Genomic DNA, 22,304 nt, shown 5'->3' with positions numbered 1-22,304 from the left:
TATGAAGAAAGTCGGTTTTTTTCAATCTATTCATTTAAAATTTGTACTCATATATATGCTATTAATATTGATAGCTATGCAAGTTATTGGGGTATATTTCGTAAGAGAGTTAGAAAAGAGTCTTGTACAAGGTTTTAGAGATTCTTTAACGCAACAAACGAACTTATTATCGTATAACTTGAAACAAGAGTTTAAAAAAAGTTATACAAAAGCAGAGACAGAATCAACAGGTGAAACGATTAAAACTTCCATTCGAAAATTTGCCTCTGATCGAAAGAAGGATATTCAAGAGGTAAGTGTATTTGATGCGAATAGAAAGCTGCTCGCTATTTCAGATGAGTCAAAACAAAACAAGGTAAATAGAACGTCAACTGATATAGCTGTTCAGCGGGTATTGGTACAAAAAAAACCAGAAGTGAAAATTGAGAAGGATGGTCGTACAGGTCACCGTGTACAAGTTATGATTACTCCTATTATGGATGATAACAACAAAGATGCACTTGGTGCTATTTACGTTGTTGCATCCATGGAAGATGTTTATAAGCAGATGAAGGATATTAATCAAATCTTTGCGACCGGAACCGTTATTGCATTACTCGTAACAGCTGTACTTGGAATTTTGTTAGCTCAAACGATTACGAGACCAATTTCTGATATGCGAAGACAAGCAATTGAAATGGCAAAAGGAAACTATTCAAGAAAAGTAAAAGTGCATAGCCATGATGAAATTGGACAATTAGCATTATCTTTCAATAATTTATCAAAAAAATTACAACAAGCTCGTTCTTCAACAGAAAGTGAAAGACGTAAATTGTCATCCGTATTATCACATATGACAGATGGAGTAATTGCTACTGACCGAAAAGGGGACATTATTTTATTAAATGATCCTGCGGAAAAGATGCTAAATGTTTCGCGTGAAACGGCGCTCGATCAATCTGTTTTAGAAGTATTGGGAATACAAGAAGAATTTACGCTCGATCATTTATACGAAGAGCCGGATTCTGTTTTATTAGATTTTAGTACGAGAAATGAGCCATATATTTTACGCGCTAGTTTCTCTGTTATTCAAAAAGAGACAGGGAAAGCAAATGGTTTAATTGCCGTATTATATGATGTGACTGAGCAGGAGCGTATAGAAAGAGAACGCCGCGAGTTTGTAGCAAACGTCTCTCATGAATTAAGAACGCCATTAACGACAATGCGCAGTTACTTAGAGGCACTTACAGACGGTGCGTGGCAAGATCCAAATATTGCACCACAGTTTTTAACAGTTACACAAGAAGAAACAGAAAGAATGATTAGACTTGTAAATGCGTTATTGCAACTATCTAAACTCGATAGTACAGAACATCGTTTAATGAAAGAATGGGTCGACTTTACTGACTTCTTTAATAACATTATTGATCGTTTTGAAATGTCTAAAGAGCAAAACGTAAGCTTCAAACGATCTTTCTCTAAAAAATCTCGATTTATTGATATGGATACGGATAAAATTACGCAAGTATTGTATAACATTATTTCGAATGCATTAAAGTATTCACCAGAAGGTGGAACAGTAACATATCGTTTACGTGATCGCGGAGAATTATTGGAGATTAGTGTAAGTGATCAAGGAATGGGTATTCCGAAAGAAAACGTCGATAAAATCTTTGAACGTTTTTATCGCGTAGATAAAGCACGTTCAAGACAAATGGGCGGTACAGGACTTGGATTAGCAATTGCGAAAGAAATGATTGAGGCACATGGTGGCTCGATTTGGGCAAAGAGTGAGGAAGGAAAAGGGACAACGATTTATTTCACATTGCCTATGGCAGCAGATGAAGAGGACGAATGGGAATGAGTATGGAGAATGTTAAAACGATAGTTTTAATTAATTTAGTTGTAATTAGTCTATTTCTTACTTTTAACTTATGGACGTATGTGCCAGATTCCACATCTATGCAAAACGCAAAATTTGTACAGGGGAATGAGGGAAATACTCAAACGAAAATCGCTGATGTTGTCCGCCCTACTTCTATCATTGTGCATAAAGATAAAAATCATTACGGGAGCAAAAGAGAGGGAGATATAGAATCAATCTATAGAACTTTGGAAGCAGGGGAATTACATGAGTTCAAAGAGATATCGATTGCTAAGGCTGACTTCCTTTCTTATGTGCATGGTGAAGGGAAAATTGAACTTATTTTCCCTACCAACATCCCATTTGATGCAGTTAAATCTATGTTTAGTATGAAAGAAAAGAGTATAGATAAGCCTAAACACTTTAATCGAATTATTCTTGACCCTTCTAGAAGTAGGGATCAAGAAATTAAAATTAATTTTGTTTCCGATGGTGATAACTCTAGAATATATGAAGCAAAATTAAGTGGTGTGTATTTAAAAGATATTGTAAATGCACAAAATCAATTTATAGTATCAGCGAAACCTTATTTTGACTATCAAATTAATGATATGAAAAAGCTATTTTTACCAGATGGAACGACAGAATTAAGTAATATAACATATATTTCATCTAATTTGGCGGTTGATACATTTAAGAATGCTCTTTTTAGTGACCCACGTTATTTAAGCCCGATTACCGAGCAATCGAAAGAAATATTTACAGATGGTATTAGGTCTATGGAGATTGAAAATGATCAGCATATGCTAAAGTATAAAAATTCTTCTGTTTTAAGTGAGAAAAAGCCAGATAATTTAATGCTTTTACAAAAAAGTTTTGATTTTGTAAATGGTCACAGTGGAAGCTTGGATTCATATCGTTTGGACTATATGAATAAAGGACAGACAGTCTTCCGCTTACAGGAAGATGGATATCCCGTATTTAATACAGATGGGTTAGCTGAATTGAGACAAGTATGGGGATCAGAAGAAGTAATGGAATATGAAAGATCGTTGCTGTCTTTGAATACGAAAGGTATCGAACAGAAGGTTACTCTCCCATCAGGTCACGTTGTAATAGCATCCTTAGAAAATAATGCGGCTGTAGATAAAAGATTCATTAAGGACATTGGGATTGGATACAAATTATCACTAGATGGGCAAGTAGCGCGACTACAGCCGATTTGGTATGTAAAGTTTGTTGAAGATGAAGCTGGCAAACAAAAAATATATGAGTGGAGTGAGGGAGGACTAAATGGATTGGGATCGGATTAAAACCATATTTATTGTGACCTTTTTTGTTTTGGATCTCTTTCTCATTTTTCAATTCATTCAAAAGCAAGATAGTAATCAATTGGAGCTTATTGCAGAAACAAAGATAGATCAAGAATTAAAAGCAAACAAAATTACTATGGGTAATTTCCCTAAAGAACCGAAAAAAGAGTCATTTATTAGGGCTGAAAACAAGGCATTTAAAGAAGAAGATGTACAGGCTTTAAAAAATCAAACGGCGCATATACAAAATATTTACAAAATAGAAAGTAAGCTAAAAGAGCCCTTTTTAAATACAAAATCTTTATCCAAAGATAAGTATAATGATTTTTTGAAGAACTATGTATTAGATGGACAAAAGTATGAGTTTGGAGCGATGAAAGACTCTAAAATTTACTTCTTCCAAAGATATAAAGATAAGCCTATTTTCTATAACGAGCAGGCAATGATTGTTGTGGAACTAAATGAAAAAAATGAACTTGTGTCGTACACACAGACGATGCTAACAGATTTAAAAGAAATGGGCGAAAGTGAAAAAACGAAACAGCAAGAAATTATTACTGCCCAAACTGCTTTAGAAAATCTGTATTTAAAAAATAAAATTCATGGGAATACACATGTAAAAGAAGCGCAAATTGGTTATGCCAACCTTACCGCATCTACTTCTAATAACCAAGTACTTGCTCCAACGTGGAATTTAAAAACGGAGCAGAAGCAGGACTTCTTTGTAAATGCAATTGAAGGACAAGTTATGGAATTAGGTGAAAAGGAAAATCAAGTGGTTGATGAACATACTGGAGTGAGAAAGAATGGGGTTGCATTTTAGTGTACTTGCAAGTGGAAGTACAGGGAATATGCTATATGTAGGAACAGATGAAAAGAAGTTACTTGTCGATGCAGGTTTAAGTGGTAAAGCAACAGAGGCTTTATTTAAACAGGCAGAATTAAATATAAATGATGTATCGGGTATTCTTGTAACACATGAACATAGTGACCATATTAAAGGCTTAGGTGTATTGGCACGTAAATATGATTTACCTGTTTATGCAAATGAGAAAACATGGAATGCAATGGAACACTTAATAGGAAATATCCCAACTGAGCAAAAGTTTATTTTCTCAGTTGGGGATGTAAAAACATTCGGTGATATTGAGGTCGAGTCATTTGGAGTTTCACATGATGCGGCAGAGCCAATGTTCTATGCTTTTCATAACAATAATAGAAAGTTGGCTCTTATTACAGATACAGGATACGTGAGTGACCGTATGAAAGGTGTTATTAAGGGGGCTAATGCTTTCGTGTTTGAAAGTAATCATGACGTGGAAATGCTTCGTATGGGACGTTATCCATGGAGTATTAAACGACGTATTTTAAGCGATGTGGGGCACGTTTGTAATGAAGATGCTGCATTAGCAATGGCGGATGTAATTACAGATGAGACAAAGCATATTTATTTAGCCCATTTGAGTTTAGATAATAACATGAAAGAACTAGCACGTATGTCGGTATCACAAGTATTAGAGGAAAAGGGATTTGGAGTGGGAGAAGCTTTTGAAATTCACGATACAGATCCAAAAATGCCTACAAAAATTCAATACGTATAATTCTCCATTTTAGTAAACAATAAAGGTGAATATAGTTGTTTTCAGGAAGATAGGTGAACAAATATGTCCTTTATTGATGGAGAAAATTATCGTATGAAACGTGCAAGGAAAAAGAAGCATAAAGGTATTGTTATTTCTAGCATAGCAGGAACAATTGTAGGAGCTTCGTTATTTGCATTTGGAGCTCCCTTATTTTCAAATGATGCGGACGCGTTTCCGCAAGCTGAAGCAAGTGGAAGTAATATGGCCGAAGCTCAAGGAATTAAACAGATTAGCTTTGTGGATGCTGTTGATCGTGCGTCTGAAGCTGTTGTTGGAGTTATTAATATTCAACGAGATAATTTTTCAGAGGCAGATTCAGAAGCAGGTACGGGATCAGGTGTAATTTATAAGAAGACAGATGGTCAAGCTTACATTGTAACGAATAATCATGTTGTTGCTGGAGCAAATCGTATTGAAGTAAGTTTAAGTGATGGTAAGAAGGTTCCTGGAAAGGTATTAGGAACCGATGTGGTCACAGATTTGGCTGTACTAGAGATAGATGCAAAGCATGTGAAAAAAGTAATTGAGATTGGCGATTCTAATACTGTTCGTAGAGGAGAACCAGTCATTGCGATTGGAAACCCGCTCGGGCTCCAATTTTCTGGAACTGTCACACAAGGTATTATTTCAGCTAATGAGCGTATTGTCCCTGTAGATTTAGATCAAGATGGACATTATGATTGGCAAGTAGAAGTATTGCAAACAGACGCAGCAATTAATCCGGGTAATAGTGGTGGTGCGCTTGTAAATGCAGCAGGTCAATTAATTGGTATTAACTCAATGAAAATTGCTGCAAAAGAAGTAGAAGGAATTGGTCTAGCTATTCCAGTGACTAGAGCTGTTCCAATTATGAATGAATTAGAGAAGTACGGAAAAGTAAGAAGACCGTATGTTGGAATTGAACTGAGATCATTAAATGAGATTCCAAACTACTATTGGTCAAAAACATTGCATTTACCAGGCAATGTAACAGAGGGAGTTTGCATTTTAGATGTGAAAAGTCCTTCGCCAGGCACAGATGCTGGTTTACGAGAACACGATGTAATTGTAGCAGTAGATGGAAAACCGGTTCGTGATATTATCGGATTCCGTACGGCCTTATATGATAAAAAAATTAATGATAAAATGACTCTTACGTTTTATCGTGGTACGAAACGAGCAACAACAACGGTTAAACTAGGCATTCAAAAGTATTAAAAACAGGAGGGCCTACCTCCTGTTTTCTATTGTAGAAAAGTGAGGTGAAGAATATGAATTTACCTTGTTGTTTAGAACATGTTGAATTAGCGTTAGATATTATTGTGGATGAGTGTGAAGTAGCGCCAGTTATTAATAATGTGGATAACTCAGAAAAAGAGAAAAAAACATGTGAATTTTGTCAAAATGAGGCGACATATGTTGTATCGAACACAGATTCTCACACAATATGTGGGTAATAATTGTGGATATGTGGATAAGTTATGTGGATAACATGTTTGTAAGGTGGGGAATACGTGTGAATATCTCGATTATTTCAATTGGGAAATTAAAAGAAAAATATTTAAAACAAGGTATAGCAGAATACTTAAAACGATTATCTGCATACGCAAAAGTAGAAGTAATTGAATTGCCAGATGAAAAGGCACCAGAAAATTTAAGTGAAGCAGAAATGCTAATTGTAAAAGAAAAAGAAGGTATACGTATACTAGATAAAATTTCTGATGATACGCATGTCATTGCGTTAGCGATAGAAGGAAAGCAAAAATCATCAGAAGAATTTGCAGTAAGCTTAGATCGTCTTGCTACATATGGAAAAAGTAAAGTTGCCTTCGTGATTGGTGGATCACTTGGACTAAGTTCAGAAGTAATGAAGCGTTCAAATGAATCTCTTTCTTTTTCAAAGATGACGTTACCACATCAATTAATGCGATTAGTGTTACTTGAGCAAGTGTATAGAGCGTTTCGTATTAATCGTGGGGAACCGTATCATAAATAGTAATAGTACATTCAAACGGCTACAGATGTGGCCGTTTTCTATATTTCCTAAAATAAGTATGTTTCTATTTCTAAAAAAGTATGCTGTAATATGAAGAGGAAAAAGTATAAGTAGTCATAGAAGTGAGGAGTTAAAGGTGAAGAAGTTTAAGAAATTTTACTTGGAGATTACGAGTGTATGTAATCTTGCGTGCAGCTTTTGTCCGCCGACGGAAAGACAGAAGCAATTCATTTCTGTGGAGGATTTTGCGAAAAGATTAGACCAAATTAAACCACACACAGACTACATTTATTTGCACGTGAAGGGTGAGCCGTTGCTGCACCCAAAAATAGATCAATTGTTAGATTTAAGCCATGAAAAAGGGTTTAAAGTTAATATTACAACGAACGGAACGTTAATTAATAAGAGAAGGCATAGATTGTTAAATAAGCCTGCTTTAAGACAAATGAATTTTTCACTGCATAGTTTTGATGGGCACCCAGGTTCACAAGACAAAGAGGGGTATGTAAGAAGTATACTTTCCTTCATTAGAGAGGCGACAAGTCAATCGGATTTAATCGTTTCACTTAGATTATGGAACCTAACGCAGGATAATAAAACAAATGCTGAAATCCAGAAGAATAGAGAGTTATTATCTATCATTGAAAATGAGTTTAATTTATCTTATCAAATTGAAGAGAAGCTTACACCAGGAAAAGGTATAAAAATTGCGGAACGTGTCTTTATTAATCAAGACTATGAATTCCAGTGGCCAGCATTGCATGAAGAAGAGGATGATGGAAAAGGATTCTGTCACGGCCTTCGAAATCAAGCTGGTATTTTAGCGAATGGAACGGTTATTCCTTGTTGTTTAGATGGTGAAGGCATTATTAACCTTGGAAATATTAATAATGATTCATTTTCTAACATTATAGAAGGCGAAAGAGCAACAAACATTGTCGATGGATTTTCGAGAAGAGTTGCAGTTGAAGAGCTATGCAGAAAATGTGGATACCGTAAAAGATTTGGAAAATAAGTATGAAATAAGCCCTCATAAAGCGAGGGCTTATTTTTTATTCTTGATAAGAGCGTTCTAATTCATCAATTAAGGAACCAACGTAAGAAACAGCTTTGCGGATTGTATCTGGTTTTGACATATCGACTCCAGCATGTTTCATTAATTCCAGTGGTTTCATCGTACCACCAGCGCGAAGTACATCTAACCAGCGATCAACAGCAGGTTGTCCTTCTTCTTTAATCATTTGAGCCACCGCAGTAGATGCAGTGAGGCCTGCTGAATACGTGTAAGAATATAAGCCCATATAATAATGAGGTTGACGCATCCAAGTTAATCCAGCACCTTCATCAATTTTTACGGAGTCTCCCCAGAATGTTGAAAGTACATTTGCTTTTATTTCAGTTAAAGTTGTAGCTGTAAGTGCTCCACCTTCTTCTGCTAGGCTGTATACTCTTCTTTGATATTCTCCCTCAAGTAAGTGAGTAACAAAGTTATGATAATATGTGCCGAGTAGTTGCAGGATCACCCATCTATGCATTCTCTTATCGTCATTCGTCGCTAATAAATGCTGGGCTAATAGTAATTCATTCATTGTAGATGGTGCTTCAACGAAGTACATAGATGGACGTACGTTCATAATACGCTGGTTTTTGTTTGCTAAATAAAAATGACCAGCATGCCCGAATTCATGAGCCAATGTGAAACAGCCGCGCATCGTATTTTGCCATGTAATTAAAATGTACGGATGAGAACCATATGGACTTGAACAAAATGCTCCAGTTGATTTGCCTACGTTATCTGCAAGGTCGACCCATCTTTCTTTGAACCCTTTTTCGATAATGGCACTATATTCATCGCCAAGTACTTGTAAAGATTCTTGAATGAGTTTTCCAGCTTCTTCGTAAGTAATTGTCGGATTAAATTCGGGATCTAAAGGTGCGTGTAAGTCGCAGAACAGCATTTCATCGAGTCCTAATACTTTCTTTTTTAAATCTGCAAAACGGCGCATATGAGGCGCCAATTCTTTATAAATAATATCAAGTTGATTGTTATACATTTCAAGTGGAACTTTTTGAGGTTCCAAAAGCATATGAGTAACAGATTCAAATTTGCGTAAGCGAGAGAGTGTTACTTGTTTTTTTACTTCAGTCGCATATGTTGTTGCCACTGTATTCTTATATCGTTTCAAGGTGGAAACAAATGATGAGTATGCTTTCCTACGTATGTCTGCGCTTGGAGAAAACTCATATTTGCTTTCAAATAATGCAAACGACACAGGGAGTTCATTTCCTTGTTCATCTTGTATGGAGTTAAAATCCATATCGGCTAATTTAGTCATACCGTAAATTTTGTATGGAGAACTATGTACTTCGCCAAGTGCAGCAAGTGCTTCTTCAGTTTCAGGAGAGAGCGTGTGCGGCCTTTTTTGTAATATGTCTAGTAATGATTTATGGAAAGGTTCAAGTTTTGTTTCTTCCGTTAAATATTTTTCAATTGTGCCTTCTTCTAATGAGAGAATTTCATTATGAATAAAGGATAGCGCCGTATGTACTTTCGTCCATAAAGCGGCAATTTTGGAAGAGTTCGCTTGAATAACTGGATTTGTACGATCAGTAGATTCTTTTAAATTTGCATATGAATATAGTTTTGTTAACTTCATTAAAAGCTCTTCTTCTAAAAGTAGGCAATGTAATAAGGTGGTAGGGCTATTGTGTAATTGTCCTTTAAACGCATCAAGTTTTTTTATATCATCTGTTAATACACGTAATGCAGTTTCCCACTCTTTATCAGATTCGTATAAATCAGAGAGGTCCCATGTTAATTCAGTAGGAACTTCTGCGCGAATATGGCGTTTCTCAATTACATCTTTCATATATATTATATCCCCCTTATTATAAGTATCTAAAAACATGATACTAGAAAATTCAGTAAAATGAAAATATTTTACATTTCTATATATGAAAAAGAAGGACAAGCATAAAACTGCTTGTCCTTCGAGTTAAATTTAAAAATTAATATACTTTATCACCGTTGAAAATAGAGTTTTTTACGACTACATAATCTACAGTACGAATGGAGTCTAATTTTGTTCCACCAGCGTAAGAGATAGAAGATTGAAGATCTTGTTCCATTTCGATTAAAGTGTCTTCTAAAGAACCTTTATGCTCAACGAACATTTTCTTACCTTCAACGTTTTTCTTCTCACCTTTTTGGAATTCAGAAGCTGAACCGAAGTACTCTTTATAAAGTTTGCCGTCTTTTTCGATTGTTTCCCCTGGAGACTCTTCATGACCAGCGAATAGAGAACCGATCATAACCATAGTCGCCCCAAATCGAATAGATTTAGCTACGTCGCCATGTGTACGAATACCACCGTCAGCGATAATTGGTTTACTTGCAGCTTTTGCACACCAGCGAAGTGCAGCTAGCTGCCAACCACCAGTTCCAAAGCCTGTTTTAATTTTAGTAATACAAACTTTACCAGGTCCAATACCAACTTTTGTTGCGTCAGCACCAGCGTTTTCTAATTCTCTTACCGCTTCTGGAGTTCCAACGTTTCCAGCGATAACGAAGCTTTCTGGCAAATGCTTTTTAATATGTTGAATCATGTTGATTACAGCATTAGAATGTCCATGCGCGATATCAATCGTGATGTATTCAGGTGTAAGATGTTCAGCAGCTAATTGTTGTACGAATTCATACTCGTCTTCTTTTACACCAACGCTAATAGAAGCGATTAATCCACGTGATTGCATATCTCTAATGAATGAGATTCGTTTCTCTGGTTGGAAACGATGCATGATATAGAAGTAATTATTTTCAGCTAAATACGTTGCAATTCTTTCATCAATAATCGTTTGCATATTTGCAGGTACGACAGGTAATTTAAATTTATGTTTTCCTAAAGTGACAGTTGTATCACATTCAGAGCGGCTATTTACAATACATTTTGCAGGAATTAATTGAATATCTTCATAGTCGAATACGTTTTCCATCATTTACACCCCTAAAATACGAATATTTTATTTTTATTAATCAAAAATGTTCGTCCATATGATAATTTACATTGTTTTCATTAAAAAGTCAAAGGATTTCTTAACATTTTTTTAAAAAGTAGATTTTATATGTAAAAAACAACGTTAAAAACGAATTTAAAATGTTTTTTGTTTTATATTGTTCGTCTATAAAAAGGTTGAAAAATTAAGATAATTATACAAGGATGTATGTATTCTTTTTATTTTTTTGAGTGGATGTAGGATTCTATGAAAAGGTTAATGCTAACAATACGAGCAAAAGATGTTATCAAGTAGTTGAACAATATATGAAATGATAAGGTTTATTTCTATGTAAAAAGATGAATCTGGCATAATCCATCTTTTTATGTGAGGTTTCAAGTATAATAAGTAGGGCGATAGTAACGTATACAAAAGATAAAAAAGAAAATAATACAGAATAAAATGAGGTTAATATATGAGTAAAAAAGGGTTTTTTGAGTATAAATTAAGTAAAGAAATTGTAAGGGCACTTACTGGGTTAGGGTATGATCATCCAACAGAAGTACAAGGTAAGGTTATTCCAGTCGCATTACAAAAGAAGGATCTTGTTGTGAAGTCCCAGACGGGAAGTGGAAAAACAGCTTCATTTGGTATTCCACTTTGTGAAATGGTGGAGTGGGCAGAGAATAAACCACAAGCATTAGTTTTAACACCAACGAGAGAGCTTGCGGTACAGGTGAAAGAAGATATTACAAATATAGGGCGATTCAAAAGAATTAAAGCCGCCGCAATTTATGGTAAGTCCCCATTTGCACGTCAAAAATTAGAGTTAAAGCAAAAGACGCATATTGTAGTAGGGACTCCAGGGCGTGTATTGGATCATATTGAAAAAGGGACCCTTTCTTTAGAGCGATTAAAATATTTAGTGATTGATGAAGCGGATGAAATGCTAAACATGGGCTTTATCGATCAAGTAGAGGCAATTATTGATGAATTACCTACAAATAGAATGACAATGCTATTTTCAGCAACTTTACCGGAAGATGTTGAAAGGTTATCACGTACATATATGAATGCACCAACTCATATTGAAATTAAAGCGGCTGGGATTACGACGGATAAAATTGAACATACTCTTTTTGAGGCGATAGAAGACGAGAAGCTTTCACTACTTAAAGATGTAACAACGATTGAGAATCCTGATAGCTGTATTATTTTCTGCCGTACACAAGAAAATGTAGATCATGTATATAGACAATTAAACCGAGCTAACTATCCTTGTGACAAAATACATGGTGGTATGGTACAAGAAGATCGTTTTGAAGTCATGGATGATTTTAGAAAAGGAAAATTTCGTTATTTAGTAGCAACAGACGTGGCTGCGAGGGGAATTGATATTGATAATATTACACATGTTATTAATTATGATATTCCACTTGAAAAAGAAAGCTATGTACATCGTACTGGAAGAACGGGACGAGCTGGAAATAGTGGAAAAGCTATTACATTTATAACACCATATGAAAATAGATTTTTAGAAGAGATTGAGGAGTATATTGGCTTTGAAATTCCAAAGGCAATTGGACCTTCAAAAGAAGAAGTTATGAAAGGGAAAGCTGCATTTGAAGAAAAGATACATGCTAAACCAATTATAAAGAAAGATAAAAATGCAGACATCAACAAAGGCATTATGAAGCTTTACTTTAATGGCGGGAAGAAAAAGAAAATTAGGGCGGTAGATTTCGTCGGTACAATCGCTAAAATTAAAGGTATTACAGCAGAAGATATAGGCATTATTACGATACAAGATAATGTTTCTTACGTTGAAATATTAAATGGAAAAGGACCACTTGTCTTGAAAGTTATGAAGACTACAACGATTAAAGGGAAACAACTAAAAGTTCATGAAGCAATTAAGTAAATAAAAACTATCCACTTTAATAGGTGGATAGTTTTTTATTTATGATTCTTTTAAATCATCCACTAGTTGCTCCGCTAAACGTCTATACATATTACTCATAGTCACGAAGGATGTTAGTAGTAGAAATTTTTCTAACTTTGTGTCTTCTAAGGAAGAAATCTCATTTACTTCTGTAACACGGTTATTTACGTCTTGTTTAAAGCTTTCGACATTGCTTTCAGTAAGAGCAAGATAATTTTTGTATAACGTATTTAATTCGAATGAATCATCATTTAATAAGGAGTCATTTATAGTTTCTAATGAACTTTTTATGTCGTTAATGGAAAGAGCACCTTTTAATTGATAAATTAGGCTAATTAAAATCATATGCTCTTTTGAATACTTTTTATTTTTGATAGGGATGAATAGTTTCCCTTTTGCGTAATTATTAATCATCGTTTTTGTTAATACTTTTTCATCATCAGTTCTAGTTGTATCTGCATAAGTATTCTCAAATAGTTGGACAACTTGATCTACATATAAGTCAACATTTGGAATATCCTCAAGTTTAATATTTTTTTCTAAATGCAATGTCTCAAGTAATTCATTTATATTTTCCACGTAGAATCCCTCACTTTTATAACTTAGTGGAACTTAATGTCTAATACATCTTTAAATATGGTATTACGAAACAAATGAATTGTAAATGTTGACCTTAAAAAGAAATGTGTATATAATTACATGTAGTTATTAAAACTACATGTAATTATATGAGGGGTGTTATTATGAATGCTTATGTAAGGGAACCAGTTAATGCATTTACTCACTTAGGTGGAGCGATATTATCATTTATTGCCTTATTAGCTATGCTTGTGAAAGTCTCTATCAAGATGCCATCATTTGCTGCAATTACAGCTGTTATTTTGTTTGGTATTGGAATGATGGTCCTTTATACGGCGTCAGCTGTATATCATAGTGTTGTGGCCAATGAACGTGTTATTTATTTCTTTAGGAAGCTAGATCATTCTATGATTTTTATATTAATTGCAGGTACATATGCACCCTTTTGCTTAATTACATTAAATTCAGCAAGTGGTTTGCTATTATTTTGTTTAGTCTATGCAACTGCGATTTGTGGCATTGTGTTTAAAATGTTTTGGTTTAATTGTCCAAGATGGTTATCGACAGCAATTTATATTACGATGGGTTGGTTAATTGTTTTATTCTTTGCACCGTTAGCTGAGAATTTAAGTACAGGAGGCATTGTTTTCTTAGTACTTGGGGGCATTTTTTATACAATTGGTGGATTTATTTATGGAACAAAGCCAAAATGGCTAGAGTTTAAATATATGGGACATCATGAAGTTTTTCACGTTTTTGTATTATTAGGTAGTCTTGCACATTTTCTAAGTGTATATTGTTACGTAATTTAATAAGAAAAACGCCACATAATAAAAATTATGTGGCGTTTTTCTTATTACTTGATTGGAATCGTATATGTTATAAAATTATTATGGGATAAAATGTAAGTTCCTGTGTTCGCATATTAAACATAGGATAAGAAATATGTGATATACTTTGAGAAGTTTATAATGAATGAAATATGGAGGACTATAATTATGGCAATACTTGTAACAGGTGGAGCAGGGTATATTGGTAGTCATACATGTGTAGAATTACTAAATAGCGGTTACGAAATTATAGTAGTTGATAATCTTTCGAATAGCTCGGTAGAATCTATAAATCGAGTGAAAGAAATAACAGGAAAACAATTTAAGTTTTATAAAGAAGATGTTTTAAATCAAGAAGCACTTGACGCAATTTTTGAAGAAAATGCAATCGAAGCAGTTATTCACTTTGCAGGATTTAAAGCTGTAGGGGAATCAGTAGTAATTCCATTAACATATTATCATAACAACATTACGAGCACTTTAGTGCTATGTGAAGTAATGCAGAAACATAATGTAAAGAAGATGATTTTTAGTTCATCCGCAACTGTATATGGTATCCCGGAAACGTCACCGATTACAGAGGAGTTTCCATTAAGTGCAACAAATCCATATGGTCAAACGAAATTAATGATTGAGCAAATTATGCGTGATGTAGCATTTGCAGATAGAGAATGGAGTATCGCGTTACTTCGCTATTTCAACCCATTTGGTGCACATGAAAGTGGACGTATTGGAGAGGATCCAAATGGAATTCCAAATAACTTAATGCCATATGTCACACAAGTGGCAGTAGGTAAGCTAAAAGAATTAAGTGTATTTGGAAATGACTACCCAACGAAAGATGGAACAGGCATCCGTGACTACATACATGTTGTAGACTTAGCAAAAGGTCACGTAAAAGCGCTAGAGAAAGTACTGAATACAACAGGAGTAGATGCTTATAATTTGGGCACAGGTACAGGGTATAGTGTACTTGAGATGGTTGAAGCATTTGAAAGGGTTTCAGGAAAAAAAGTTCCTTATAAAATTACAGAGCGTCGTCCTGGCGATGTGGCAATATGTTTTGCAGATGCATCAAAGGCAAAACGTGAACTAGGATGGGAAGCAAAACGTGGATTAGAAGAAATGTGTGCAGATTCTTGGAGATGGCAATCAAATAATAAAAATGGCTATTTGGAAGTTTAATATGTAGATATAAAAATGACCTTTGCATGAGCAAAGGTCATTTTTGTATTTATTTCCCGTTAAGTTTATTAGCTAATTTGGTAAAAAAGGTCCGCTGTTTTATAGGGATATTTGACTGGCAAAATGTATAATAATCAATATCTTTAATGTAAGTAAAGAGCCTAGAAATAGCATATAGGAATGTAATAGAAGATCCAACTGCGAAACTAATGCCGTAACCATTGAATCCAAATGGAAGCAGGATAAGGCTTAATAACAAGTTTGCAAAAAAGAAAATAGCTGATGTTCGAAATGCCCCTTTACGATCCTCAAAGTATAGGAGTAGTAATGTAATAACGAGCACCATTCCATTTGCATAAGCACCAACTATAGTTAGTTGCAGAATAGAGTAATTAAGTGTTGTCATTCCAGATTGCGAACTAAACATCCATATTATAAAAATAATAAGTAAGGAAAAAATACCTTGATTACGAAGTATACGTTCCATTTCCTGCTTTAAGACAAAGTTCATGGAATCTTTCAATTGTAAAAGCGTATGTAATGTTCCGCCATTGTTTACCGAACCGAAGAACTTTTTATATCTTTCATAAAACCTGGTTTCAATGGATACTACAAAGAAAATATAGGTTGGGATAATACTTAAATACGCCCAGAAAACAGAAGTATCATAAATTTGATGATAAATAAATGTATTTTCAATATTTCCCCGACCGTCTCCAAACCAAATAACAAAATTACATACCCAAATACCCACATTGTAAAAGAGGCTTGACCAAAATAATTCTGGATATTTATCTAAATAAGACAGAAAGGTAAATTGTTCAGTAGCATCACTATTTGGAAACATTCGTACAATAACGATACTTAACCATACTAGTGTAATGAAAGTACCGAGTGTAAAAGAAATTAAAAGCAATAGGGCAGATCCATGTTCTAACCCAAGTGTAGGGTGCCAGTAAGCTACTAGGATAATTCCTAATAGGGAAAAAATGGATCCGATTAAAAATGCCAGTGCAATTGATTGATAATCTTTAGCTGCTGTTAAATAAATGGACTGAATCCAGATGATATTTAAAGCTAAAAATAAAAATAGCATCACGATTTTATAATATAAAGCTAACGGTGTGAAAAATGCAAACAAAAGCCATAACATAATAGCTAAAAAAAGTGTGATCTTCGTCATTCCTAAAAATGAAGAAAATACTTTATCAGCTTTTTGTTCGTATAAAAGGTCAGCTACATATCTAGTTACAATGAGCTGCAATGCTCCGTAAATAATTTGAGAAAAAATAAAGCAATATGAAATTGAAATAGTGAAAAGACGCTGTTCTTCAATTGAAATAGAATGAAATAAACTCAAAATGAATCGAATAGTTGTTACTGCTAAAATAACGACTAACCAAGGACCAGCTGTAACAAATAACGAAAATCCATAAGCTTTTACCCTTGAAGAATAGTAGTCTTCCTGAAATAATTTTTGTAATCGAAATCCTATACCTGCCATGTTTTCGCACCCCTTTCTAAATAAAGCTTACGATAACTATCAACAACACCTGATAATTGATAATATGCTTCAATACGATTACGCCCATTGTTTCCGAATTGTTGAATGGATTCAGGGTGGCGATAATACCATTCTAAGTGGGTGGCAACTTGTTCAGGAGATACAGGTGGTACAACAAAGCCACATTGGCCGTAAGGATCTTCATCTTGTCCATAAATTAACTCCTTACAAGAACCAACGTCTGTAACAACCCATGGTAATCCCGATGCCATTCCTTCTAACATAGCTAGTGGTTGCCCTTCAGATATGCTAGTTAATACGAGAATATCCGTTTGTTTTAAGTAATCTTTAATGTTTACTCTGCCAGTCATTATTACATGTTCTTTTAATCCAAGTTGCTGAATTAAATCACGACATTCTTGGGCATACTCTGGTTCTTCTGTATCAGGACCTAATAAGTAGAAGATAAACGGAATATCTTTTTCTAATAATAATTTAGCTGCATAAATCATTGTTTTTACGTCTTTAATTGGCACAACTCGTATAATAGCAGAAATAATGAGTTTATCTGAATTATGTTTTGGCTTACGTAGCCCCTTATAGTCAGATAAAGTAACACCATTTGGAACAATTTTTAGTTTATGGGCCGGAGCTCCTAGTTCTTTTTGATATGCACTATTCCGTCCGAATAACGTAATCACATCAGCAGCTTGTTCATATGCTTGGTGAGATAAATGATGGAAGAAAGAAACCCATCTTTTTTTGTATTCGATTGGTATCCAAGTTGATTGGAGTATTTCCTCTTCACGTTCCCGAGAATAAATACCATGCTCTGTTAGAATAAATGGTATGTCAGATTTGGCACTAATTGCAGCTCCAAGAAGCCCACCATAGCCTGTAGATACAGAATGGATAAGATCTAATTCAGGAAAATCAATTTGTAAAATTTGAATGATTGGTGTGAACATAGATCTCCACATCCAAAAATAATTTAAGAAAGAACCACTACTTTCTTCATACAAATAGCTTTCTTTCACTATTTCATAAAATTCACGACTTTCGAAGAAGGAATGTAGTGTTCCTAGCTTTTGCTTGTTCCCTAATATTTGTAATGCTTCTGTGTCGTTAGCTTGGAATGTAAACCATTTTTGAAGTATTTGTACTTCATCAGTCGTTAAATTGGTTTTTATATGGTTTGAGTCACTTTCTGATTGTAAGGGAATCATAATGATATCTTTTACATTGTTAGGAATTTCATATTGATATTCCTCTTCTGTTTTTATTTGCGGTACGATCGCAAAAATGGTGAATTCATGTTCTTTAAATTGTTGGATAATCATTTGTACCCAACTTGCTACTCCGCCACTGACAAAAGGATAACTTCCTTCAACGACTAAACCTATTCTCATCTGCTATACCCCTTTAATTGGAATTGTAGCGTTAGCTTGTTTTAATATAACGCTATAAATTTGTGAATCTAGCTTTGTAACTGTGCCGTATGGGAATGAACCAGTTTTCAATTTTTTCCCTTCTTCCACACGTATAATCGTTGCAGTGTGGTTTGGTAATCCTTTATATGCAATGTGAACAGCATCATCTTCATAAGAAACAGCTAAATCACCGGTTTGATAAATTTTCATGGAAGCAGTTGCTTCACTTTGTGTCATACTTTTTATATAAGGATATCTTTCTCGTATTTCTTTAATTGTCGTTTTATAAGCTTTAAATAATTCTTCCCACGTTAAATTACCCGAACGTTTTTCATCAAGGATATCATCTGGATGGACGAAATGTGAGATAACCCCTAAATTTGCAGTAACATCAGCTAAAATAAATTGTTCTTCATCTGAAATAGCATAGCCACTCGTAATACGTGGGAAGTGATAAATATTTTTGTTGTGCTCGTCTGGTCCAAATTCTTGAATTAAACTGCCGTTACTTTTACTTCCCACATATAGAGAAGCAACTGTTTCCATAGTTGGGACCGCGTCGTTTAATGCACTTAATCCAGTCGTATTTATAATATTGGATGGTGGTACATAGGTTTTTAGTTTTTCGTTTGGAAAGAAGTTATACACGAGTTTTTGTAAAGCATCTAAGGATCTCTCCATGTCCTCCTTTGAATTCCATGGAACATATTCAAGTGCTTTATCTACTGGGTCTGGTGGTAATAATAAAGGTTGATGGTTATAGCCATGAATACCGATTTCTCCACCGTGACTTAATAATTCTCTCCCAAATAATAAATAGGTATTTCTATTTTTACCTGTAAAATTTTCAAAGGGTGGCGTTACTTTATTTTGATATGTCCCAATTGCAACCCCTGTATATTTAATATCAAGCTCTTCAGAGATATCCTTCATATTTTTCCACCAATGTTTTTTATAAAATTCTTCAACAGAAATTTTTTCTGTTGTTAAGTTTTTTAGTTCTCCACTTGGAATTGGAGATGGGAAGTCATCGATATACATAATCTCCGCTCCAAGTTGTACTGTAGCGAAAGTCGGGAAAATAGTACCCAGTGATTGAACGAACATACCTCTACCTAATTTATCGTTCAATGCTGTTGTATTCCAATATAAGACTTTTCCTTCACCGTAGTCATTGGTCCAAAGGATGGGAGTATCTTCTGCAGTAATCCAAGTATTAGTTGTATTCTCATCTAGCGTAATATTCATTGAGCTATGAGTGAACAATGGAGAAGAACTTGAGAGATCAGGATAACCAGGGAATAAAACTTCTTCAAAGGTTAATCCCTTCACATCTTTGAAGCCTTCTTTTTTTGTAATACCAAATAATGTGTTCCAGGAAGAATCTGAATCAAGTCGGTTTGCGACAATAATCCTTCCGCCCATTTGTACAAAATTTTGAATATCAGCTTGTGGAAGTTGCGCCATTATTTCACCTGTAATAATAATTCCTGTATAGGGAGAGGGAGTAAGTCCCTTAATTTCATTAGCTGTAATATTTTTATAGTGTAGGTGTGCGTAATCCATTGCCTTTTTCGTATTAAATTCGACTTGTTGCCCTAATGTATTATCCGTTTTTAAAACGTATAATTGCATTTTTTGTCCATTTTGGGCTACATCTTTTGCTTTGAGTGTTTTAACAGTAGCTGTTTCTTTAGTTTTAGGAACAGAAAACTTTTGATAGAAATTTTCTGTTCGATATATAAGGATAGATATAATTAAGAGAAATAAAATGATACTAACAATTCCGATATATATATTAATCCCCTTTTTCAATGTGTGCGCCTCCAAACTGCCTTACAAATAATTGATATTTACGCGGTAGTATATGAACTCTTTTTGCAGCTGCTAGATTATTGATTAAGTTATAGAGCTCGTCCCATAACTTTTGCTCATAATATATTTCAAGTAACCCAACGTAACCGTAATATGATTCAGGATAGAAATGAATAAGATTTAAAAATTGTTCTTCAGACTTTGCATATTGTTTTGTATGTAGAAACAGATTTCCAAGGTGGAAAGGATAAAGAGGTTCGGTAGGGAATAGTTCTACACTTTGTGTAATAAAATTCATAAATTCGGCGATTATTTTTTCTTTTTGCTGATTAGAAAGAAGACCACTGTCTATATATCTTAAATAGTTAGAAACCAATTCTTTTGCAATTTCATTTTGTGGATTTTGTAGAAATTGCTTATTTAAGTATTCGATCTGTTTTTCGTACCGTTCATTTAGTAAATTAATAGTAGTTGCTGCGTAATGTACAGTTTCAGGATCTTTATGGTGAATGGCTTCTTTCAATAAGCCTCCTTCATTGGAAATAGGGGAGGAGCTTAACTGTACAATGAGTTGTTTATGTAATTCAGGCTTATCTAGTTCTAATCCAGAAGAAAATGAAATTAGGTCCATATCTTGTTTTGCTGATGCCAAAATATCTTCATAATGATCAACTTGAAAGGAAACATACTCAGAGTATTGCTGTAACCACTCGGTCTTGGAGCGTCTTATATTCAGTAATAACATGATTGCTGATACAATAAGTCCGACAAGCGGGAAAAGGAGAGAGATAATCAAGCAAAACTCAATAATTCCTTTCTTATCTTCAGTAATCAAACCTTTCGTAAATCGAAATAAAAGAAAAACCAAAATAGCATAAATAAAGTAAAGGAGGAGTAAAATCATTAGAATACCACTCCTTTAGAAGAAAGAGCGTTTTGTATACGAGTTTTGACTGGTAATAAAAATTTTTCTTCAGTGCCAGGTAATAGAATCATAACTTTTTGTTCGGTCGTGCTATAACCGAATATATCAATATCACGCAAATGATCTTTTAAAATAGAATTTATCATTTCTAAGGAATCTTGTGGAACAGTAAATTCAAAATAGGAATATGGATAAGATAATGTTTCGTAACGTTTCTTTTCTATTTTTAGTAAATGTTCAAATTCATCTTCATAATAAATGCTCGTTTTAGGGAATGTACGATCCTCTTGACTTGATAGCCAAAGATTAGAAGCGTTTTGTAAACGATCACCCATCCAGCGTAAATACCATGTGAAAAGTTCGAATTGCTCAGAAGTTACTTTTGAAAATTCAATTTCGTCTAATATAATGACATATTGTACATCATCTTGGAATAGGACGGGACCAACTAAAAGTGGAGCGTCTTGAAAATCCTCTTCTGTACGGAAAAAAGGTCGATTATGTGCTAGAGCATTTTTGATGACTAGCGAAGCATTTTTAACAAAAATGGATTGAGGTAAGGTATTTTTACCAGTTTCTGCTCTTAATTTAATACGAAGTGATTGTTTATTGTTATCGACGTGATAGATACCAATTTTTTTTGCTCCGAAATACATTTTTAATACATTTATCCCCTCATCGAGTACAATTTCAGGATGTGTATGATTTAAAGCTTTAAACATATGATACATTTTAGATAAGTGATTATTTGATTCAAGTACACGAGAACGTAGTGTAATACGTGTTTCATCCAATTGTTTCACAACATATTTTAATTCTTTATTTTCGGCTTTTAGCTCATTATTTATCATATGTACATCTTCATACCGTTCCTTTTGTGCAGTACTCATTAGTCCACAACATAAACTAATAACAAGTAAGAAAATCCAATTAATCCAGTAATCTAATGAATAAAAGTACAGTAATATATCATCTTCCTTATATATACCGCTTATAAAAATATAAATCATTGCTTCTAGAAAGGTGAAAAGGGCGATAGATATGCCATACCGGCTAGAAATAATTAATGTAATAAATAAGAGTAAGAAGTATTCATACGTTGGTGTTAGAAAATCAGTTAGTATTGAGAGAAAAAATAGAGCAATAAAGAGAATCGTAGGTTCAATCATTTTTTGTAATAAATTAGATTGTCTATAGTGCATAAAAAATCCCTTCTTTCGTTTGAGAATTTAATTTTGAGGAATAGTACGCTGAAATAAAATACATAATTTAAAAGAATTATTTTAAAATATATAAAGCCCAAATCATTTTATCAACAGAGATGTAG

General features: G+C 34.1%; 19 protein-coding genes. 11 read left to right on the top strand and 8 right to left on the bottom strand.

Features of this window, described 5'->3' with window-relative positions; translation table 11 throughout:
• Position 1: 1 nt before the first annotated feature.
• The 8 genes from walK (at position 2) to MR147_RS14555 (ending at position 7,789) form a co-directional block, all read left to right on the top strand.
• Entirely contained in the window at positions 2–1,843 is a 1,842-nt protein-coding gene (gene walK, locus MR147_RS14590; RefSeq protein WP_000755380.1) for a cell wall metabolism sensor histidine kinase WalK, read from the top strand.
• Entirely contained in the window at positions 1,840–3,156 is a 1,317-nt protein-coding gene (locus tag MR147_RS14585; RefSeq protein WP_074609425.1) for a YycH family regulatory protein, read from the top strand. Before walK ends, MR147_RS14585 begins: the two co-directional genes overlap by 4 nt.
• Positions 3,137–3,979 carry a two-component system regulatory protein YycI gene (locus MR147_RS14580; RefSeq protein ID WP_242304460.1) on the top strand — a complete coding sequence of 281 codons (843 nt, stop codon included), beginning with the start codon at positions 3,137–3,139 and terminating at the stop codon, positions 3,977–3,979. Before MR147_RS14585 ends, MR147_RS14580 begins: the two co-directional genes overlap by 20 nt.
• Positions 3,963–4,757: an MBL fold metallo-hydrolase gene (locus MR147_RS14575; RefSeq protein ID WP_000522836.1), complete on the top strand. Its 795-nt coding sequence runs from the start codon at positions 3,963–3,965 to the stop codon at positions 4,755–4,757. Before MR147_RS14580 ends, MR147_RS14575 begins: the two co-directional genes overlap by 17 nt.
• A 63-nt stretch (positions 4,758–4,820) precedes the next feature.
• Positions 4,821–5,996 (top strand): S1C family serine protease, encoded by a 1,176-nt coding sequence (locus tag MR147_RS14570; protein ID WP_000008052.1) that lies wholly within the window; start codon positions 4,821–4,823, stop codon positions 5,994–5,996.
• 53 nt (positions 5,997–6,049) lie between these two features.
• Positions 6,050–6,235, top strand: a complete 186-nt coding sequence (locus MR147_RS14565) for a CxxH/CxxC protein (RefSeq protein WP_001052827.1) — start codon at positions 6,050–6,052, stop codon at positions 6,233–6,235.
• A gap of 59 nt (positions 6,236–6,294) precedes the next feature.
• Complete coding sequence (gene rlmH / locus MR147_RS14560; RefSeq protein WP_001027003.1) at positions 6,295–6,774, top strand: 23S rRNA (pseudouridine(1915)-N(3))-methyltransferase RlmH; 480 nt, start codon at positions 6,295–6,297, stop codon at positions 6,772–6,774.
• 136 nt (positions 6,775–6,910) lie between these two features.
• Positions 6,911–7,789, top strand: coding sequence for a radical SAM/SPASM domain-containing protein (locus tag MR147_RS14555; protein WP_000713636.1), 879 nt, complete (start codon positions 6,911–6,913; stop codon positions 7,787–7,789).
• A gap of 37 nt (positions 7,790–7,826) precedes the next feature.
• Here the strand turns inward: MR147_RS14555 and pepF are convergent, their stop codons facing one another.
• Both pepF and guaC read right to left on the bottom strand, forming a co-directional pair.
• Positions 7,827–9,644, bottom strand: coding sequence for an oligoendopeptidase F (pepF, locus tag MR147_RS14550; protein WP_242304458.1), 1,818 nt, complete (start codon positions 9,642–9,644; stop codon positions 7,827–7,829).
• Between the two features lie 139 nt (positions 9,645–9,783).
• Positions 9,784–10,767, bottom strand: coding sequence for a GMP reductase (gene guaC / locus MR147_RS14545; RefSeq protein ID WP_000432434.1), 984 nt, complete (start codon positions 10,765–10,767; stop codon positions 9,784–9,786).
• 475 nt (positions 10,768–11,242) lie between these two features.
• Here guaC and MR147_RS14540 point away from each other — a divergent pair, with 475 nt between their 5' ends.
• Entirely contained in the window at positions 11,243–12,688 is a 1,446-nt protein-coding gene (locus MR147_RS14540) for a DEAD/DEAH box helicase (protein ID WP_048553340.1), read from the top strand.
• 39 nt (positions 12,689–12,727) lie between these two features.
• On the opposite strand, the gene MR147_RS14535 is transcribed toward MR147_RS14540, so the two are convergent.
• Positions 12,728–13,288, bottom strand: a complete 561-nt coding sequence (locus tag MR147_RS14535) for a DUF1836 domain-containing protein (RefSeq protein ID WP_000427879.1) — start codon at positions 13,286–13,288, stop codon at positions 12,728–12,730.
• 164 nt (positions 13,289–13,452) lie between these two features.
• On the opposite strand from MR147_RS14535, the gene trhA reads away from it, so the two are divergent.
• Both trhA and galE read left to right on the top strand, forming a co-directional pair.
• On the top strand, positions 13,453–14,100 hold the full coding sequence (trhA, locus tag MR147_RS14530) for a PAQR family membrane homeostasis protein TrhA (RefSeq protein ID WP_074609429.1): 648 nt from the start codon (positions 13,453–13,455) through the stop codon (positions 14,098–14,100).
• 186 nt (positions 14,101–14,286) lie between these two features.
• Positions 14,287–15,303: a UDP-glucose 4-epimerase GalE gene (gene galE / locus MR147_RS14525; RefSeq protein ID WP_074608001.1), complete on the top strand. Its 1,017-nt coding sequence runs from the start codon at positions 14,287–14,289 to the stop codon at positions 15,301–15,303.
• Between the two features lie 49 nt (positions 15,304–15,352).
• Here the strand turns inward: galE and pelG are convergent, their stop codons facing one another.
• Genes pelG through MR147_RS14500 form a run of 5 tightly spaced genes read right to left on the bottom strand, consistent with a single transcriptional unit; the run spans position 15,353 to position 22,179 of the window.
• On the bottom strand, positions 15,353–16,807 hold the full coding sequence (pelG, locus tag MR147_RS14520) for an exopolysaccharide Pel transporter PelG (RefSeq protein ID WP_074608003.1): 1,455 nt from the start codon (positions 16,805–16,807) through the stop codon (positions 15,353–15,355).
• Positions 16,795–18,216, bottom strand: coding sequence for a GT4 family glycosyltransferase PelF (pelF, locus tag MR147_RS14515; protein ID WP_074608005.1), 1,422 nt, complete (start codon positions 18,214–18,216; stop codon positions 16,795–16,797). Before pelF ends, pelG begins: the two co-directional genes overlap by 13 nt.
• 3 nt (positions 18,217–18,219) lie before the next feature.
• Complete coding sequence (locus MR147_RS14510) at positions 18,220–20,052, bottom strand: DUF2194 domain-containing protein (RefSeq protein ID WP_242304455.1); 1,833 nt, start codon at positions 20,050–20,052, stop codon at positions 18,220–18,222.
• Entirely contained in the window at positions 20,036–20,956 is a 921-nt protein-coding gene (locus tag MR147_RS14505; RefSeq protein WP_044791870.1) for a tetratricopeptide repeat protein, read from the bottom strand. Before MR147_RS14505 ends, MR147_RS14510 begins: the two co-directional genes overlap by 17 nt.
• Positions 20,956–22,179, bottom strand: coding sequence for a GAF domain-containing protein (locus tag MR147_RS14500; protein WP_061129134.1), 1,224 nt, complete (start codon positions 22,177–22,179; stop codon positions 20,956–20,958). Before MR147_RS14500 ends, MR147_RS14505 begins: the two co-directional genes overlap by 1 nt.
• Positions 22,180–22,304 lie beyond the last annotated feature (125 nt).

Source organism: Bacillus cereus group sp. BfR-BA-01350 (assembly GCF_022663775.1).
In the GTDB taxonomy this organism is placed as follows: domain Bacteria; phylum Bacillota; class Bacilli; order Bacillales; family Bacillaceae_G; genus Bacillus_A; species Bacillus_A paranthracis.
This window is presented reverse-complemented; position numbering and strand designations above follow the sequence as displayed.

What these genes read in the sequence shown, in the direction of transcription:
- MR147_RS14575 (WP_000522836.1), top strand. Translation starts at nt 3,963, where the DNA reads ATGGGGTTGCATTTTAGTGTACTTGCAAGTGGAAGTACAGGGAATATG.
- galE (WP_074608001.1), top strand. Translation starts at nt 14,287, where the DNA reads ATGGCAATACTTGTAACAGGTGGAGCAGGGTATATTGGTAGTCATACA.
- MR147_RS14585 (WP_074609425.1), top strand. Translation starts at nt 1,840, where the DNA reads ATGAGTATGGAGAATGTTAAAACGATAGTTTTAATTAATTTAGTTGTA.
- MR147_RS14570 (WP_000008052.1), top strand. Translation starts at nt 4,821, where the DNA reads ATGTCCTTTATTGATGGAGAAAATTATCGTATGAAACGTGCAAGGAAA.
- MR147_RS14500 (WP_061129134.1), bottom strand. Translation starts at nt 22,179, where the DNA reads ATGCACTATAGACAATCTAATTTATTACAAAAAATGATTGAACCTACG.
- MR147_RS14505 (WP_044791870.1), bottom strand. Translation starts at nt 20,956, where the DNA reads ATGATTTTACTCCTCCTTTACTTTATTTATGCTATTTTGGTTTTTCTT.
- MR147_RS14565 (WP_001052827.1), top strand. Translation starts at nt 6,050, where the DNA reads ATGAATTTACCTTGTTGTTTAGAACATGTTGAATTAGCGTTAGATATT.
- MR147_RS14580 (WP_242304460.1), top strand. Translation starts at nt 3,137, where the DNA reads ATGGATTGGGATCGGATTAAAACCATATTTATTGTGACCTTTTTTGTT.
- pepF (WP_242304458.1), bottom strand. Translation starts at nt 9,644, where the DNA reads ATGAAAGATGTAATTGAGAAACGCCATATTCGCGCAGAAGTTCCTACT.
- pelF (WP_074608005.1), bottom strand. Translation starts at nt 18,216, where the DNA reads ATGAGAATAGGTTTAGTCGTTGAAGGAAGTTATCCTTTTGTCAGTGGC.
- trhA (WP_074609429.1), top strand. Translation starts at nt 13,453, where the DNA reads ATGAATGCTTATGTAAGGGAACCAGTTAATGCATTTACTCACTTAGGT.
- pelG (WP_074608003.1), bottom strand. Translation starts at nt 16,807, where the DNA reads ATGGCAGGTATAGGATTTCGATTACAAAAATTATTTCAGGAAGACTAC.
- guaC (WP_000432434.1), bottom strand. Translation starts at nt 10,767, where the DNA reads ATGGAAAACGTATTCGACTATGAAGATATTCAATTAATTCCTGCAAAA.
- walK (WP_000755380.1), top strand. Translation starts at nt 2, where the DNA reads ATGAAGAAAGTCGGTTTTTTTCAATCTATTCATTTAAAATTTGTACTC.
- MR147_RS14540 (WP_048553340.1), top strand. Translation starts at nt 11,243, where the DNA reads ATGAGTAAAAAAGGGTTTTTTGAGTATAAATTAAGTAAAGAAATTGTA.